Source organism: Amycolatopsis plumensis (assembly GCF_042652605.1).
In the GTDB taxonomy this organism is placed as follows: domain Bacteria; phylum Actinomycetota; class Actinomycetes; order Mycobacteriales; family Pseudonocardiaceae; genus Amycolatopsis; species Amycolatopsis plumensis.
Genome location: NZ_JBHSJY010000001.1, coordinates 1,141,150 through 1,160,155 on the forward strand (window position 1 = coordinate 1,141,150; position 19,006 = coordinate 1,160,155).

Annotated in this window: 1 protein-coding gene and 1 pseudogene; both read right to left on the reverse strand. The window is 74.5% G+C overall.

Annotation, left to right across the window (positions count from 1 at the left end; translation table 11 throughout):
• Positions 1–86: 86 nt before the first annotated feature.
• Positions 87–13,784: a type I polyketide synthase gene (locus ACFPLC_RS05345; protein ID WP_378235709.1), complete on the reverse strand. Its 13,698-nt coding sequence runs from the start codon at positions 13,782–13,784 to the stop codon at positions 87–89.
• 245 nt (positions 13,785–14,029) lie between these two features.
• A pseudogene (locus ACFPLC_RS05350) lies at positions 14,030–18,753 on the reverse strand (type I polyketide synthase); the annotation flags it as partial.
• Positions 18,754–19,006: the final 253 nt, after the last annotated feature.

Here is a 19,006-nt window from a genome sequence, read left to right on the forward strand (position 1 = left end):
CGGAAGTTCCGCCGTGAAGGGCAGTGACAACCGGGGCTCCGCCCCGGGCCGGGGGCTCCGCCACCCGGCCCCCCGAAAAAGAGCAGTCAAGACCTGCCGAGCTCCTTATTGATGAACTCGAAAATCTCGTCATCGGTGGCTGAGTCGAGCTTTTCCGCAACGGTGGCGCCATCCGTCCTGTCCTGACCTTCTCCCAACACCGACAGCATGGTCCGAAGGTGGGAGACGACCAGAGGATGCGCACCATCATCTGGGGAAATTCTTGAAATCAGGGCCTCGATCCGGTCCAGCTCGGCGAGCACCGACAGCTCGCCACCGCCGCCCAGCTCGCCGTCGACGAACTCGGCCAGCGCGCTCGGCGTCGGCCGGTCGAACACGAGCGACGCGGGCAGTTTCAGCCCGGTGGCGCCGGTCAGCCGGTTGCGCAGCTCGACCGCGGTGAGCGAGTCGAACCCGAGCTCCTTGAACGGCCGTTCCGGGTCGAGCACGCTGCCGGCGGAGTGGCCGAGCACCGCGGCGACGTGGTCGCGCACGAGGTCGAGCAGGACCCCGCGCCGCTGGGCGGGCGGGAGCCCGGCGAGCTCGGCGGTGAGCGCCGCGCCCCGGTCCGGTGCCGCCGTGGGCTCCGCCTCCGCGAGCGCCGCACGGACCTCCGGCAGCTCGTCCAGCAACGGCCGCGGCCGCGCCATCGTGAAGCCGGGCGCGAACAGGGCCCAGTCGACGTCGGCGACCGCGACGAAGGTCTCGTCGTGGTCGAGGACCTGCCGCAGCGCGGCCAGCGCCAGCCCGGTCGGCATCGCGTGGACACCGCGGCGGCTCAGCTGCTCCTCGTCCGCCTGGTCCGAGACCATCCCCCCGCCGGCCCAGGCGCCCCAGGCGACCGAGGTCGCCGGGACGCCCCGCGCGCGCCGGTGCTCGGCGAGCGCGTCGAGGTAGGCGTTGGCCGCCCCGTACGCGCCCTGGCTGCCGCTGCCCCAGACCCCCGCGTTCGACGACAGGAACACCAGGGTGTCGAGGTGCTCGCCGTCCAGCAGCTCGTCGAGGTTGCGGGCACCGGCGACCTTCGCCGCCATGGTGGCCGCGACCTCGGCCGGGCTGGTCGACGCGAGCACGGCCGGGGTCGAGACACCGGCGGCGTGGATCACGGTGCGGACCCGCTCGCCGTCGGCCTCGAGCCGGCCCAGCAGGCTCGCCAGCGCGTCGCGGTCGGCGACGTCGCAGGCCGCGATCGTCACGCGGGCGCCGAGGGCGGCCAGTTCCGCCGCGAGCTCGGTCGCGCCGGGCGCGGCCGAGCCGGCCCGGGAGGTCAGCACCAGGTGCTCGGCTCCGGCCTCGGCGAGCCACCGCGCGAGGTGGCCGCCGATGGCGCCCGTGCCGCCGGTGACCAGTGCCGTGCCCGTGGGCTGCCAAGAGCGCCCGGGGACCCGGTCGCCGAGCGGGTCGTGCACGAGCCGGCGCAGGAACACCCCGGAGTCGCGCACGGCGACCTGATCCTCACCGTCCACACCGGACAGGACGGCCGCGAACCGCCGGTGCGCGGTCTCGTCCCACGTCTCGGGCAGGTCGACGAGCCCGCCCCAGCGGTCGGGGTGCTCGAGGCCGAACACCCGGCCGAGCCCCCAGAGCTGCGCTTGGCCCGGCGAGACGAGGCGATCGGCGCGGTGCGTGGCCACCGCGCCCCGGGACGCGAGCCACAGCGGCGCCGTGCCGCCGGCCTCGCCGAGCGCCTGCATCAGGCGCAGGGTCGCGGCGAGGCCGCGGGACAGCCCCGGTTCCGCCGGGTCCGGCTCTTCGTCGAGCCCCAGCAGGGACAGCACGGCGTCCGGGGTTCGCCCGGCCAGCGTGGGGGCGTCGCTGCCGGTGACGGCCACCGTGGTCACCTCGCCGCCCGCCGCGGTCAGCGCGTCGACGCAGCCTTGCACCAGTTCGTGCTCACGCAGCGCCGCGGGCACCACGACCAGGAACGCCCGCGACCCGAGCGCCGGGGCGGGTGCTTCCGGCTTCGCCTTCCAGGCGATGCGGTAGCGCCAGGAGTCGATGGTGGTGGTCTCCCGCTGCTTGCGCCGCCAGGTCGACAGCGCGGGCAGCACCACACCGAGCTCGCCCTCGCCGACGGCCAGTTCACCGGCCAGCGAGGCGAGATCGCCGCGTTCGACGGCGGCCCAGAACTCCGCGTCGACGGGATCCCCGGCCTTCGCCGCCGACGCCCCGACGGCGAGGGTCGGCCAGTACCGCTGCCGCTGGAAGGGATACGTCGGCAGGTCGACCCGCCGGGGGTGGTGCGCGGCGAACACCGCGTTCCAATCGGGGCTGATGCCACGCACGTGCAGCTCGGCCACCGACGTCAGGAACCGCTCCAGGCCGCCTTCGCCGCGCCGCAACGTCCCCACCGCGACCGACGGACCGGCTTCCGCCAGCGTCTCCTGCACGGCCATCGTGAGCACCGGATGCGAACTCACCTCGACGAACGCCGCATACCCCGCGCCGGACAACGCACGGACCGCCGCCGCGAACACCACCGTGTCCCGCAGATTGGTGAACCAGTACCCGGCGTCCAGCTCGGTCGTGTCCAGCCAGTCCCCGGTCACCGTGGAGAAGAACGGCACACTGCCGGACTGCGGCCGGATCGGGGCCAGGTCGGCCAGCAACCGGCCCTTCAGCTCCTCCACCTGCGCCGAATGCGACGCATAGTCGACTGGCACCCGCTTCACGCGCACGCCGTCGGCCTCGCACGAGGCCATCAGCTCCTCGAGTGCCCCGGGCTCACCGGACACCACGACCGCCGACGGGCCGTTCACCACGGCCACCGAAATCCGCGGCTCCCACCGGGCGATGCGGTCGCGGACAGCGGCCTCCGGCAGCGCGACCGAAACCATGCCGCCCTTGCCGGACAACGACTCGTCGATCGCCCGGCTCCGCAACGCCACCACCCGGGCGGCGTCCGCCAGTGACAAGGCACCCGACACGCACGCGGCCGCGATCTCGCCCTGCGAGTGCCCCACGACCGCGTCCGGCTCGATCCCGTAGGACCGCCAGAGCGCGGCCAGCGACACCATGACCGCGAACGACACCGGCTGCACGACGTCGACCCGCGCCAGCATCTCCTCATCGGCCAGCACGTCCACGAGCGACCAATCGACGAACTCGGCCAGCGCGTCCGCACACTCCCGCATCCGGGCTGCGAACACCGGCGAAGACTCCAGCAGTTCCACGGCCATTCCGGCCCACTGCGCACCCTGCCCCGGGAACACGAACACCGTCCGGCCGTCGACGTCCGCGATGCCCTCCACCGCGCCCGCCCTGCCGTCGGCGAGCGCCGTCACGCCGGCCAGCAACCGGGCCGGGTCGGCGCCCACGACGACCGCACGGTGCTCGAAGGAGGACCGTGCTGTCGCCAGCGAGTGGCCCACGTCCACCGGACGGTCCGCTTGGGCGGCGGGCCGGTCCGCCAGCGATCCGGCCTGTGCACGCAGCGCCTCGCGGGAGCGGGCCGACAGCGGCCAGGCCACCACCGGGAAGGTGTCGCCGTCGCGCTCGGGTTCCTCGGCAGGCGGCGGTTCTTCCACGATCACGTGCGCGTTCGTGCCGCTCACGCCGAACGAGGAGATCCCGGCCCGCCGGACCCGCTCGCCCGGCACCCACTCCCGCGCCCCGGTCAGCAGCTCGACCGCACCCGCCGACCAGTCCACGTGCGACGACGGCTCGGTGACGTGCAACGTCCGCGGCACCGACCCGTGCTGCAGGGCGAGCACCATCTTCATCACGCCCGCCACGCCGGCGGCGGCCTGGGTGTGGCCGAGGTTCGACTTGATCGAGCCGAGCCACAGCGGCGCGGTCCGGTCCTGACCGTAGGTCGCCAGCAGCGCCTGCGCCTCGATCGGGTCGCCCAGGGTCGTGCCGGTTCCGTGCGCCTCGACGACGTCCACATCGGACGGTTCGAGACCGGCGTTCGCCAGCGCCTGGCGGATGACCCGCCGCTGCGACGGGCCGTTCGGCGCGGTCAGGCCGTTCGACGCGCCGTCCTGGTTCACCGCCGAGCCGCGGACGACGGCCAGCACCGGGTGCCCGTGGCGGCGGGCGTCCGACAGCCGCTCGACCAGCAGCACCCCGACGCCTTCGCCCCACGCGGTGCCGTCGGCGTCGTCCGAGAACGGCTTGCACCGGCCGTCCGTCGAGAGCCCGCGCTGCCGGCTGAACTCCATGAACACCGACGGGGTCGACATGACGGTCGCCCCGCCGGCGAGGGCCAGGTCGCACTCGCCGCTCCGCAGCGCCTGCGCGGCGAGGTGGAGTGCCACCAGCGAAGACGAGCACGCCGTGTCGACCGTCACCGCCGGCCCTTCGAGGCCGAGGGTGTAGGAGAGCCGTCCCGAGACGACGCTGGCCGAGCTGCCGGTGGCCAGGTAGCCGTCGACCCGGTCTTCCGAATGGTGCAGCAGCGAGCCGTAGTCCTGCCCGTTGGTGCCCGCGAAGACGCCGGTGCGGCTGCCCTTGAGCGACCGCGGGTCGATCCCGGCCCGCTCGATCGTCTCCCACGCGGTCTCCAGCAGCAGCCGCTGCTGCGGGTCCATCGCCAGCGCCTCGCGCGGCGAGATCTCGAAGAACGCCGGGTCGAAGTCCGCGACCCCGCTGAGGAAACCGCCTTCCCGCACGTACGAGGTGCCGGCGTGGTCCGGGTCCGGGTCGTAGAGCGATTCGAGGTCCCAGCCGCGTTCCGCGGGGAACGGCGCGATCGCGTCGCCGCCCTCGGCCAGCAGCCGCCACAGCGACTCGGGCGAGTCGACACCGCCGGGGAACCGGCAGCTCATCCCCACGATGGCAATCGGCTCGTCGGCCGCGGCCGCGGCGACCGAAATCTCCTCGGCGGCGGTGCCGGTGAGCTCGTCGCGCAGGTGGTCGGCGAGGGCCGCGGTGGTCGGGTAGTCGTAGATCAGCGTCGCGGGCAGGCTCAGCCCGGCCGCGGCGCCGAGCGCGTTGCGCAGCTCGATCGCGGTCAGCGAGTCGAAGCCGAGGTCGGAGAACGGCTTCGACACGCCGATGTCGTCCCCGGAGGCGAAGCCGAGCACCCGCGCGACCTGCGCGGCGACCAGCTCGCGGACCCGGCGGGTCCGCTCGGCCGCCGTCAGGCCCGCCAGTTCGCGGCGCAGCGCGGGTTCGGCGGCCGCGGACTTCGCCCGCTCGGCCGCCGCCGCGACCTCGGGCAGGTCGGCGACGAGCGGGATCGGCGGTATCCGCGACCAGTCGACGTCGACGACGGCGAGCAGAGGCCTGCCGTCGGTCACCGCACGCCGCATGGCGGTGAACGCCTTTTCCGGCGTCAGCGGGGTCATGCCGGTGCGGTGCCGCCGTTCGGCGGCCGACTGCTCGGCGGCCATCCCGCCGCCGGCCCACGGCCCCCACGCGATCGAAGTCGCACGCCGTCCGCGGGCGCGGCGGGCCTGCGCGATCGCGTCGAGGGTGGCGTTCGCGGCGGCGTAGGCGCCCTGTCCCGGCCCGCCGAACGTGCCCGCGAACGACGAGAACAGCACGAACGCGTCGAGGTCGAGCGCGTCGGTCAGCTCGTCGAGGTGGCGGGCGGCGTCGACCTTCGGGCCGAGGACACCGGCGAGCCGCTCGGGCGTCAGCGACGCGAGCACGCCGTCGTCGACGACGCCGGCCGCGTGGACGACCGCGGTCAGCGGGTGCTGCGCGGGGACGGCGGCCAGTACCTCGGCGAGCGCGGTCCGGTCGGCCGCGTCGCAGGCCACGACGGTGACCTCGGCCCCGAGCTCTTCGAGCTCGGCCGTCAGCTCGGGCACGCCGGGGGCGGCGGGCCCGCGCCTGCTGGTGAGCACGAGGTGGGCGGCACCCGTGCGGGCGGCCCATTTCGCGGTCTGCGCGCCCAGCGCGCCGGTGCCGCCGACGACGAGGACCGTCCCGCTCGGCCGCCACAGCTCGGTGTCCGGCGCGTCGGCGAGCTCGGCGTGCGCGAGCCGGCGCGCGAACAGCCCCGCGTCGCGGACGGCGAGCTGGTCCTCGCCGCCGGGGGCGGTCAGGACGGCGGCCAGCGCGGCGACCGCGCCGTCGTCGATCCGGGCCGGGAGGTCGACGAGCCCGCCCCACTGGTCCGGCCGCTCCATCGCGGCGACCCGCCCGAGACCCCAGATCCCGTTTTGCGCGGGGTTGCGGACGTCGTCGGTGTCCCCGACCGAGACGGCGCCGGTGGTGGCGCACCACAGTGGACCGTCGAGGCCGGCGTCGTCGAGTGCGCGGAGCAGCACCGTGGTGGCCGGGAGCCCCGCGGCGGGGCCGAACGCGACGAGCGACAGGATTCCGGCGACCGGTTCCCCGGCGGCCGCGTCCCGCAGCCGCTCGGCGACGGTGGCCGGTCCGTCGCCCGGACCGACGGGCAGGGTCCGGGCCTCGAGTCCCTGCCGGTTCAGGAGTTCCGCGATCCAGTGGGCGGTTTCGTCCTCGGGGACGGCGAGCAGCCACGGCAGCCCCGGTTCGGCGGTACGGGCGGCCAACGGCTGCCACCGCTCCTCGTAGTACGGGGATTCCGCGGTGGCCGTGGCCCGGGCGGCGGGCACCGCGTCGATCCAGTAACGCTGGTGCTGGAAGGCGTAGGTGGGCAGGTCGACCCGGGCGGTGCCGGTGAAGAACACCGTCCAGTCGACGTCCTGCCCGACGACGTACAGCGACGCCAGCGCCGCCAGCACGTTCTCTTCCTCGGCCCGGCCCTTGCGCAGCGCGGACACCAGCGTGCCCTCGACGGACTCCGCGGCCATCGCGGTCAGGACAGCGTCCGGCCCCAGTTCCAGGAACCGGGTCACCCCCCGCTCGGCCAGGTAGCCGATGCCGTCGTGGAAGCGGACCGTTCCGCGCACGTGCCGGACCCAGTACTCCGGCGAAGTCAGGTCTTCGGCCAAGGTTCCGGTCACATTGGACACCACCGGAATCGAGGGGGCTTGATAGGTAAGGGTTTCCGCGATCCGGCGGAACTCTTCCAACATCGGCTCCATGCGGGCCGAGTGGAACGCATGGCTCACCGACAACCGACGAGTCTTCCGGCCTTCGAACTGCTCCACGACCGACTCGACCGCATCCTCATCGCCGGAAAGCACCACCGACGAGGGGCCGTTCACCGCCGCCAGCGACACACCGTCGACCAGCAGCGGCACCACCTCGGCCTCGGTGGCCTGCACGGCCACCATCACCCCACCGGTCGGCAGGGCCTGCATCAACCGGCCACGCGCCGCCACCAAGGCGCACGCGTCCTCCAGCGAGAACACACCCGCAACATGGGCCGCCGCCAGTTCGCCGATCGAATGCCCGACCAGGAAATCCGGGGTCACACCCCACGACTCGACCAACCGGAACAGAGCCACCTCGATGGCGAACAACGCCGCCTGCGTGTACACCGTCTGGTTCAACAACTCGGCGTCCTCGCCGAACATCACCTCACGCAAAGGACGATCCAGCTCACCGTCCACATGCGCGCACACCGCATCCACCGCGTCGGCGAACACCGGGAAGGAGTCATACAACTCACGACCGGCACCCAGCCGCTGCGCACCCTGGCCGGAGAAGAGGAACGCCGAACGACCGCTCGAAACCGTGCCGACCGGCGACTCGCCCGCGGCCAGCGAAGCCAGCCCGGCCAACGCCTCCGACCGGTCGGAGGCCAGCAGCACCGCGCGGTCCTCGAACACTGCACGGGACGACACCAGCGCCGCACCCAGCTCCGCCACACCGAGTTCCGGCCGACCGTCCACAAACGACAGCAACCGGGCGGCCTGGGCCCGCAGAGCCGAGCCACCACGACCCGACACGACCAGGGGAACGAGCGAACCCACGGGCGCGACCTCGGGCCGCGGCTGCTCCTCGGGGGCCTGTTCGAGGATGACGTGGCCGTTCGTGCCGCTGAGGCCGAAGGACGACACGGCGGCCCGGCGCGGGCGGCCTGTCTCGGGCCAGTCCCGTGCCTCGGTCAGCAGCCGCACGTGGCCTGCCGACCAGTCGACGTGCGGGGTCGCCGTCTCGGCGTGCAACGTCTTCGGCAGGACGCCGTGCCGCATCGCGAGCACCATCTTGATGATCCCGGCGACACCGGCCGCGGACTGGGTGTGCCCGAGGTTCGACTTGACCGAGCCGACCCACTGCGGCACGTCCCGATCGCGGCCGTAGGTGGCCAGCAGCGCCTCCGCCTCGATCGGGTCGCCGAGCGTGGTGCCGGTCCCGTGCGCCTCAACCGCGTCCACATCGGACGGTTCGAGACCCGCGTTCGCCAGCGCCTGCCGGATCACCCGCTGCTGCGACGGCCCGTTGGGCGCCGTCATGCCGTTGGACGCGCCGTCCTGGTTCACCGCCGAACCCTTGACGACGGCGAGCACCGGGTGGCCGTTGCGCCGCGCGTCCGAAAGCCGTTCGACGAGCAGGACGCCGACGCCCTCGCCCCAGCCGGTGCCGTCGGCGGCGGCCGAGAACGGCTTGCAGCGGCCGTCCCTGGCCAGCCCGCCCTGCCGGCTGAACTCGATGAACCCGCCCGGCCCGGCCATCACGGTCACACCGCCGACCACGGCCAGCGAGCACTCGCCCTGCCGCAGCGCCTGCGCCGCGAGGTGCAGCGCCACCAGCGAGGACGAGCACGCGGTGTCCACCGTGACGGCCGGGCCCTCCATGCCGAAGGTGTAGGCGATCCGGCCGGACAGCGCCGCGGACGACGTGCCGGTGAGCAGGTGCGCCGTCGCCTCGTCGGCGGGGTCCCACGCGCCCGCCGCGTACCCGGACGACGACGCCCCGATGAACACCCCGCCGGTGCCGCCGCGCAGGGTGGCCGGCGGGATGCCGGCCCGCTCGGCCGCCTCCCAGCACACTTCGAGCAGCAGCCGCTGCTGCGGGTCCATCGCCAGTGCCTCGCGCGGCGAGATGCCGAAGAACAGCGGGTCGAACTCGCCGGCGTCGTAGAGGAAGCCGCCGGTGTTCGCGTACGAGGTGCCCGGCCGCGTGGACTCGGGGTCGTACAGCGCCGCGAGGTCCCAGCCCCGGTCGACCGGGAAGCCGGCCACCGCGTCGGTGCCGTCGGCCACCAGCTGCCAGAGCTCTTCGGGCGAGCCCACCCCGCCGGGGAAGCGGCAGGCCATCGACACGATGGCGATCTCGTCTTCCGCGACGGCCCGCGTCACGGGTGCCGCGGCGGGCGGTGGCTCGATCGCCCCCTCCAGCTCGGCCCGCAGGTGCCGGGCCAGCTCGGCGGGGGTCGGGTGGTCGAAGACGAGGCCGACGCCGAGTTCGAGCCCGGTGGCCGCGGCGAGCCGGTTGCGCAGCTCGACCGCGGAGAGCGAGTCGAAACCGAGGTCGCGGAACGCGCGTGCCGGGTCGACCGCGTCCGCCGAGGCGTGCCCGAGGGCAGTGGCCGCTTCGGCGCACACGAGGTCGAGCAGGCGCCGTTCCCGCTCCGGCGCCGGGAGGGCCGCCAGTTCGTCACGCCACGAGGACGGCTGTCCCGGAGTGCCGCCGGCCGCCGGTTCCCGGGCGGCGGGCAGGTCCGCGAGCAGCGGGCTCGGCCGGGCCGAGGTGAACCCGGTGACGAACGCGGGCCAGTCGACGTCGGCGACGACCGGCGCCGGCTCGGTGCGGCCGGTGGCGGTCAGGAGCGCGGCGAGGGCGAGCGACGGCGGCATCGCGCCGAGCCCGCGCCGCCGCAGTTCGGCCTCGGTCGCGTCGTCGGCGGCCATGCCGGCGCTCGACCACGGCCCCCAGGCGATCGACGTCGCGGCGAGGCCGCGGCCGCGGCGGTGGGTGGCCAGCGCGTCGAGGACCGCGTTCGCCGCCGCGTAGGCACCCTGGTTGCCGCTGCCCCAGACGCCGGCGATCGAGGAGAAGAGGACGAACGAGTCCAGCTCCCGGTCGGCGAGGAGCTCGTCGAGGTGCCGCGCGCCGTCGGCCTTGCCCGCCAGCAGATCGGACAGCTCGGACACGGTCGTCTCGGCGAGCGGGGTGAACCGGGTGGCGCCCGCGGCGTGCACCACCGAGCGCAGCGGCCGGTCCGCGGTGTCGATGCGGGCCAGCAGCGCGGCGACCGCGTCCCGGTCCGCGACGTCGCAGGCGGCGATCGTGACGTCGCTGCCGAGCGCGATCAGGTCGGCTTCGAGCTCGGCCGCGCCTGCCGCGTCGCGACCGCGGCGGCCGGCCAGCACGAGGTGTTCGGCGCCGCGTTCGGCGAGCGACCGGGCGAGGAGCGCGCCGAGACCACCCGTGCCGCCGGTGATCAGCGTGGTCCCCGCCGGCTGCCAGCCGCCGGCCGGTTCCGCGCCCGCGTCCGTCGCCGGGACGAGCCGGCGGACCATCGTGCCCGAGGGCCGGACGGCGAGCTGGTCCTCGCCGTCGAGGCCGCGCAGGGCGGCGGCGAGCCGGGCGCGATCCCGGCGGCCGAGGGTCGCGGGCAGGTCGATCAGCCCGCCCCAGCGGTCCGGGTGCTCCAGCGCCGCGCTGCGGCCGAGCCCCCAGGTCGCGGCCTGTCCGGGGTGGGTCAGCGGGTCCGACCGGCCGACGGAGACCGCGCCGCTGGTGGCGCACCACAGCGGCGCCGTGACCCCGGCGTCGCCGAGGGCCTGGATCAGGGTGAGGGTGCCCGCGAGGCCGCGGGAAACCCCGGCGTCCCCGGTGGGGGTTTCGTCCAACGCGAGCAGGGAGAGGACACCGGCCGCGCCGGCGGCCACCTCGCGGAGGCGGTCCGGATCGCCGGGAACGCGCACGACTTCGGCGCCGTGCTCGCGCAGCGCTTCCTCGACGTCGGCGACGAGGCCCGCGGCGGCCTCGGCAGGCGGCACGACGAGCAGCCAGCGGCCCGGTAGGTCGACCGTGTCGGCGCGGGCCTGGTGCACCGGCTTCCACCGGACCCGGTAGCTCCAGGATTCCACTGTGGACGCCGTCTGGGTGCGCCGGCGCCACGAGGCGAGCGCGGGGGCCATCGCGGCGAGGGACGACCGCTGCTCCGGCGAGGACAGTTCCAGGGTCTCGGCGAGCGCGTCGAGGTCGGCGCGGTCGACGGCACTCCAGAACGCGTCGTCGACGACGGTGCCCGGCGCGAAGTCGACCGGCGCGGCGGTGTCGTCGGCGTCCGGCCAGTAGCGCTGGTGCTGGAAGGCGTAGGTGGGCAGGTCGACCCGGGCGGCACCGGTGAACAGCGCCGTCCAGTCGACGTCCTGCCCGGCAACATACAACGAGGCCACCGCGGTCAGCAGGCTCTCTTCCTCGGCCCGGTCTTTCCGCAGCGCAGACACCAGCGTGCCCTCAACGAACTCCGCCGCCATCGCGGTCAGCACACCATCCGGACCCAGCTCGAGGAACCGAGTCACGCCCTGCTCGGCCAGATAGGTCACACCGTCGTGGAACCGAACCGTTCCCCGCACGTGCCGGACCCAATACTCCGGCGAAGTCAGCTCTTCGGCCAAGGTTCCGGTCACATTCGACACGACCGGAATCGAAGGAACTTGATAGGTAAGGGTTTCCGCGATCCGACGGAACTCCTCCAGCATCGGCTCCATCCGCGCCGAGTGGAACGCGTGGCTCACGGACAACCGGCGCGACTTCCGGTCCGCGAACCGCTCCACGACCGACGCGACCGCAGCTTCGTCACCGGAGAGCACCACCGACGACGGGCCGTTCACCGCCGCCAGCGAAACACCCTCGACCAGCAGCGGCGACACCTCCGCCTCGGTGGCCTGAAGCGCCACCATCACCCCACCGGCGGGCAGGGCCTGCATCAACCGGCCACGCGCCGCCACTAGCGCACACGCGTCCTCCAAGGAGAACACCCCTGCGACATGCGCAGCCGCCAGCTCACCGATCGAATGCCCGACAAGGAAGTCCGGGCGAACGCCCCAGGATTCGACCAGCCGGAACAACGCCACCTCGACGGCGAACAACGCCGCCTGCGTGTACTTCGTCTGGTTCAACAGCTCGGCATCCTCGCCGAACATCACCGCACGCAAGCCGTCCACGTGCGCACACACGACGTCCACGACCTCGGCGAACACCGGGAACGAGTCGTACAGCTCCCGCCCGGCACCGAGCCGCTGCGCACCCTGGCCCGAGAAGAGGAACGCCGTGCGTCCCTCCGCCACCGCGCCGGACACCACGCCGGGAACCGGCTCACCGGCAGCGAACGCGGCCAGCGCCGCGGCCCGGTCGGCCGCCAGGACCACCGCGCGGTGCTCCAGCCGCGCCCGCGTCGAGGCCAGCGCGAAGCCCGCCGCAGCCGGGTCTTCGGTGTCCACAATGGATCGCAGAGCGCCCGCCTGTGCGCGGAGGGCGTCCGGTGTCTTGGCCGAAAGCAGCCACGGCACCACCGAGGACACCGGGGTGACCCCGGTCTCCGCTTCCTCCTCCGGCGCCTGCTCCAGCACGACGTGGGCGTTCGTGCCGCCGACGCCGAACGCCGACACCCCGGCCCGGGCCGGCTTGCCGGTCTCCGGCCACGGCTCGGCCTCGGTGAGCAGCCGCACGTCCCCCGCCGACCAGTCGACCTGCGGGGACGGCTCGTCCACGTGCAGCGTCTTCGGCAGCTGCCGGTGCCGCATCGCGAGCACGGTCTTGATCACGCCGGCGACCCCGGCGGCGGCCTGGGTGTGCCCGAGGTTCGACTTGACCGCGCCGAGCCGCAGGGGCTGCCCGGCCGGCCGGTCCTTGCCGTAGGTGGCCAGCAACGCATGCGCTTCGATCGGGTCGCCGAGCGTGGTGCCGGTGCCGTGGGCCTCGACGAAGTCGATGTCGGCCGGTTTGAGACCCGCGTTGTCCAGCGCTGCGGCGATCATCCGGCGCTGCGAAGGGCCGCTGGGAGCGGTGAGGCCGTTCGAAGCGCCGTCCTGGTTCACCGCCGAACCGCGGACGACGGCGAGCACCGGGTGGCCGTTGCGCCGGGCGTCGGCCAGCCGTTCGAGCGCGAGCATCCCGATGCCCTCGCTCCAGCCCGTCCCGTTCGCCCCGGCCGCGAACGCCCGGCAGCGGCCGTCCGGCGACAGGCCGCCCTGCTCGCTGAACTCCTGGAACGCACCGGGGGTGGCCATCACCGTGACCCCGCCGGCCAGCGCCAGCGAGCACTCGCCCTGCCGCAGCGCCTGCGCGGCGAGGTGCAGCGCCACCAGCGACGACGAGCACGCGGTGTCCACCGTGATCGCGGGCCCTTCGAAGCCGAAGGTGTAGGAGAGCCGGCCCGAGGCGACCGACGAGGCGTTGCCGGCGAGGAACCGGCCCGCCAGGTCCTCGTCCCAGTCCCGCCGGACGTAGGCGTAGTACTGGGTCATCAGCCCGACGAACACGCCGGTCCGGCTGCCGCGCAGGCTCGCCGGGTCGATCCCGGACCGCTCGAGCACTTCCCACGCGCCTTCGAGCAGCAGCCGCTGCTGCGGGTCCATGGCGAGGGCGTCCCGCGGCGCGATGCCGAAGAACCCGGCGTCGAAGTCCGCCGCGTCGTAGAGGAACCCGCCGCCGCGGGCGTGCCCCGGCCCGGAGAGCGCGCCGAGGTCCCAGCCGCGGTCGGCGGGGAAGCCGGAGATGACGTCGCGGCCCTCGGCGAGCACCTCCCACAGGTCTTCGGGCGAGCCGATGCCGCCGGGGAACCGGCAGCTCATCCCGACGATCGCGATCGGCGCGTTCGCGGCGGTGACCAGCTCCCGGTTCTGCTCGCGCAGCCGCTCGACCTCCTTGAGCGACGCACGCAGCGCCTCGACCATCTTGTCAGCGGGGTTCGGCATCGCTTTCTCCGTATCGGCACGCGGGGTCGGTCGCGGGGTCGGGCTCACGAGGTCGGTCCGCCGTCCAGGGCCAGCGCGATGAGCCGGTCGGCGTCCATGTCGTCGATCGAGTCCACCGGCGCGGCCGCTTCCGCGTCTTCGCCGTTCTCGTTCTTCCGGTCGGTGGGTTCGCCGCCTTCGGCGAGGTCGAGCAGCAGGTCGGCCAGCCCGGCCGAGCGCAGCCGGGCCAGCGGGATGGACGCGAGCGCGGCGCGCAGCCGCGCCTCCTCGCCGTCTTCGGCGGTCTCCGGGCCGCCGAACAGCTCGGCGCCGAGGTACCCGGCGAGCGCTCCGGCGGACGGGTGGTCGAACACGAGGGTGGTCGGCAGGCGCAGGCCGGTCGCCGCGGCGAGCCGGTTGCGCAGCTCCATCGCGGTGACGGAGTCGAAGCCGAGGTCGCGCAGCGCGCGATCGACCGGCACCTCCGCCGCGGTGCGGTAGCCGAGCACGGCGGCGGCCGCCGAACGCACCAGGTCGAGCAGCGCCGGCGCCCGCTGGGCGGGCGGCAGGCCGGCGAACCGTCCCGGCTCGTCCCGCTCCACCGGCGGCGCGGCCTGCCGGGCCCGCCTGACCTCGGGCAGGTCGGCGACCAGCGAGTCGCCCGCGTCCGCGGCGGCACGGGCCCAGTCGACGTCGGCGACCAGCGCGAACCCCGCGCCGTCGGCCAGCACCCGGTCCAGCGCGGCGAGCGCCGTCGCGGGATCCATCGGCGAGGAACCACCGCGCCGCAACGACTCCTGGCGCGTGCTCTGCTCCGCGAGACCGCCGCCACCCCACTGCCCCCACGCGACGGAACAGGCCGCCAGCCCCAGGCCGCGGCGGTGGGCGGCCAGCGCGTCGAGGTAGGCGTTCGCCGCCGCGTAGTTCGCCTGCCCGGCGTTGCCGAGCGTGCCGGCGGCCGACGAGAACAGGACGAACGCGGACAGGTCGAACTCCGCGGTCAGCTCGTGCAGGTTCCGCGCCGCGGCGACCTTCGGCCGCAGCACGTGCTCGAACCGGTCCGGGGCGAGCGAGTCGAGCACCCCGTCGTCGAGCACCCCCGCCGTGTGCACGACCGCGGTGAGCGGGCCGTCGGCGGTGACGTCGCGCACCAGTCCGGCGAGCTGCTCGCGGTCGGCCACGTCGCACGCCGCAATGGTGACCTCGGCGCCGAGGCCGGTCAGCTCGGTCCGCAGGGCCTCGGCCTCCGGGGCGTCGAGACCGCGCCGGCTCACCAGGACCAGGTGGGCGGCGCCGTGCTCGGCGGCCCAGCGGGCGACCCGCGCCCCGAGGGCGCCGGTACCGCCGGTGATCAGCACCCGGCCCCCGGCCGCCCAGCCGGCGTCCGGCCCGGCGGTCTTGCTCACCGCGCGCGTCAGCCTCGGGACGAAGGTGCCCGCCGCGCGCACGGCGACGGCCCGCTCGGAACCGCCGAGGGCCGCGGCGAACGCCTCGCGCGCCGGCTCGCCGAACTCCTCGGGCAGGTCGGCGACGCCGCCCCAGCGTTCGGGGTGCTCGATCCGCGCGACCCGCGCCAGCCCCCACACCGGAGCCTGCGCCGGGTGTCCGACGGGGTCGCCGTGGCCGGTCGTCACCGCGCCCGAGGTGGTCAGCCACAGCGGTGCGTCGATGCCCGCGTCGCCCAGCGCCTGGATCAGCGCCGCCGTGCCGCACAGCCCGAGCGACACCGACGAGAACACCGGATGGGCGCGCTCGTCGTGCGCGAGCAGCGAGACGATGCCGTCCGGCGTCACTTCCAGGTCGCCGAGCAGCTTCGCGAGGGCGTCGCGGTCGACGTCGGTGACCGCCAGCACGGTCACGTCGACGCCCTTGCCGCGCAGGGCTTCGCGCGTTCCGGCGAGGATCGGTTCGGGCACGTGGCCGCCGGTGACGACGAGCCAGTGCCCGGTGACGACCGCCGCCGGGACGGCCGCCGGCCGCCAGGTGATCTCGTACCGCCACGAGTCGACGGTCGCGCTTTCCCGGCGCCGTCGCCGCCACGACGTCAGCGCGGGCAGCACCGCGCCCAGCTCGTCCTCGGGCACGGCCAGCTCGCCGGCCAGCGACGGCAGGTCGGCGCGTTCCACCGCGGCCCAGAACTCGGCGTCGACCGGGTCCGCGGCCGGCGCGGGCCGGTCCGGGACGTCGAGCCAGTAGCGGCGGCGGTGGAAGGCGTAGGTCGGCAAGTCGACCCGGCGCGGCCGGTGCGGGCCGAACACCGCGTCCCAGTCGGGGCTGATGCCGCGCACGTGCAGTTCGGCCACCGAGGTCAGCAGCCGGTCCAGGCCGCCATGGCCGCGCCGCAGCGAGCCCACCGCAGCCGACGGACCGGCTTCCTCCAAGGTTTCCTGCACCGCCATGGTCAGCACCGGGTGGGCGCTCACCTCGACGAACGCCGCGTGCCCCGCCTCGCCGAGCGCGCGGATCGCCGGTTCGAACCGCACGGTCCGCCGCAGGTTCGTGTACCAGTACCCGGCGTCCAGCCCGGCCGTGTCCAGCCAGTCGCCGGTCACGGTCGAGAAGAACGGCACGGTCCCGGACCGCGGCCGGATCGGGGCGAGGTCGGTGGCCAGCCGCTGCTCCACGGCCTCGACCTGCGCCGAATGCGACGCGTAGTCCACTGCGATCCGCTTGGCCCGGACGCCGTCGGCCGCGCACGCGGCCATCAACTCGTCCAGCGCGCCGGGCTCGCCCGAGACCACCACCGAGGACGGGCCGTTCACCGCCGCCACCGAGATCCGCTGCTCCCACGGGGCGATCCGCTCCCGCACCGCCTGCTCGGGCAGCGCAACGGACACCATGCCGCCCCGGCCCGACAGCACCTCGCCGATCGCCCGGCTCCGCAACGCCACCACGCGCGCCGCGTCCGCCAGTGACAACGCACCCGACACACACGCGGCCGCGATCTCACCCTGCGAATGCCCGACCACGGCGTCCGGCTCGATGCCGTAGGACCGCCACAACGCCGCCAGTGAGACGTTGACCGCGAACGACACGGGCTGCACGACGTCGACCCGCTCCAGCATCTCCTCGTCGGCGAGCACGTCGAGGAGGGACCAGTCGACGAACTCCGCGAGCGCGTCGGCACACTCACGCATTCGCGCCGCGAACACCGGCGAAGACTCCACCAGCTCCACGGCCATTCCGGTCCACTGCGCGCCTTGGCCGGGGAAGACGAACACCGTCCGGCCGGTCACATCGGCCACGCCACGGACCGGATTCTGCAGCGCTGTAACGAGATCCGCCGGGTCCGAGCCCACCACCGCGGCCCGGTGCTCGAACATCGACCGGCCCGTCGCCAGCGTGTGGCCCACGTCCACCGGCCGCACCGGCGACTCGGCCACCCACGACGCCAGCCGTGCCGCCTGCTCCTCCAGCGACTCCGGCGACCGCGCCGACAGCACCCACGGCACCACCACCGCCGGGCCCTGGTCCGGCACCGGCTCGACGCCGTCCGGCGCCTCCTCCAGGATCACGTGCGCGTTGGTGCCACTGACCCCGAACGACGACACGCCCGCCCGCCGCACGCGCTCGCCGCGTGCCCACTCCCGCGAACCCGTCAGCAGCTCGACGGCTCCCGCGCTCCAGTCCACGTGCGACGACGGCTCCGACACGTGCAACGTCCGCGGCAGCACTTCGTGCCGCAGCGCCTGCACCACCTTGATGATCCCGGCCACCCCGGCCGCGGCCTGGGTGTGCCCGATGTTCGACTTCACCGAGCCCAGCCACAACGGCTGTTCCCGGTCCCGCCCGTACGTGGCCAGCAACGCCTGCGCCTCGATCGGATCACCCAAGGTCGTCCCGGTCCCGTGCGCCTCCACGACGTCCACATCGGACGCTTCAACACCGGCGTCGGCCAAGGCCGCCCGGATCACCCGCTGCTGCGACGGGCCGTTCGGCGCCGTCAACCCGTTCGACGCGCCGTCCTGGTTCACCGCCGAACCGCGGACGACGGCCAGCACCGGGTGCCCGTTGCGCCGCGCGTCCGACAGCCGCTCCACCAGCAGCACGCCGACGCCCTCGCCCCAGCCGGTGCCGTCGGCGTCGTCCGAAAAGGACTTGCAGCGGCCGTCGGCCGACAGTCCCCGCTGCCTGCTGAACTCGACGAACAGCGAGGGGGTCGACATGACCGTCGCGCCGCCGACCAGGGCGAGGGTGCACTCGTCCCGGCGCAGGGCCTGTGCCGCGAGGTGCAGCGCCACCAGCGACGACGAGCACGCCGTGTCGACGGTCATCGCCGGTCCTTCGAGCCCGAGCGTGTAGGCGATCCGGCCCGAGGCGACGCTGCCCGCGTTGCCCATGCCGAGGTGCGCGTCGAGCCCCTCGGGCATCGATTCGAGCTGGGTGAAGTAGTCGTAGTACATGAGCCCGGCGAACACGCCGGTCCGGCTGCCCTTGAGCGAGCGCGGATCGATCCCGGCCCGTTCGACGGCCTCCCAGGCCGTCTCCAGCAGCAGCCGCTGCTGCGGGTCCATCGCGGTCGCTTCCCGCGGCGAGACACCGAAGAACGCGGGGTCGAACCCGCCCGGCTCGTCGAGGAAACAACCCGTGCGCGTGTAGGTCTTGCCGGAGGCGTCCGGGTCCGGGTCGTACAGCGATGCGACGTCCCACCCGCGGTTGGCGGGGAACTCGGCGACGGCGTCACGCTCGCTTGCGACGAGCCGCCACAGGTCCTCCGGGGTGTGCACCCCGCCGGGAAGCGGCAGCTCATCCCCACGATCGCGATCGGGTCGTCGGCGGCGGCCGCCCGCTGCCGAGGCGCGGCCGGCGCGTCCCCGCCGGTGAGCTCCCGCGTGAGGAACCCGGCGAGCACCGCGGTGTTCGGGTAGTCGAAGACCAGGGTCGCCGGGAGGGACAATCCCGTCGCGGCGGCGAGCCGGTTGCGCAGCTCCAGCGAGGTCAGCGAGTCGAAGCCGAGCTCCTTGAACGCCTTCTCCTGGTCCACCGCCTGCGTGCCGTCGTAGCCGAGCACGGCGGCGACCTGCTCCCGCACGACGTCGGCCAGCACGGCGGCACGGTCCTGGGTGGACAGCGCGGCGATCCGGCCGGCGAGCGAACCGGATCGCGCGGCCACGGGGTCGACGCGGCGACGCCGGACCGGGACGAGCCCGGCCAGCCGGGCGGGCACCGGGTCGAGCCGCCGCACCGCCGCGAGGTCGAGCTTCACCGGCACGAGCACCGGTTCGCCCGAGGCGAGCGCGGCGTCGAACAGCGCGGTGCCCTCGGCGGCGGTGAGCGGCAGCACGCCGCCC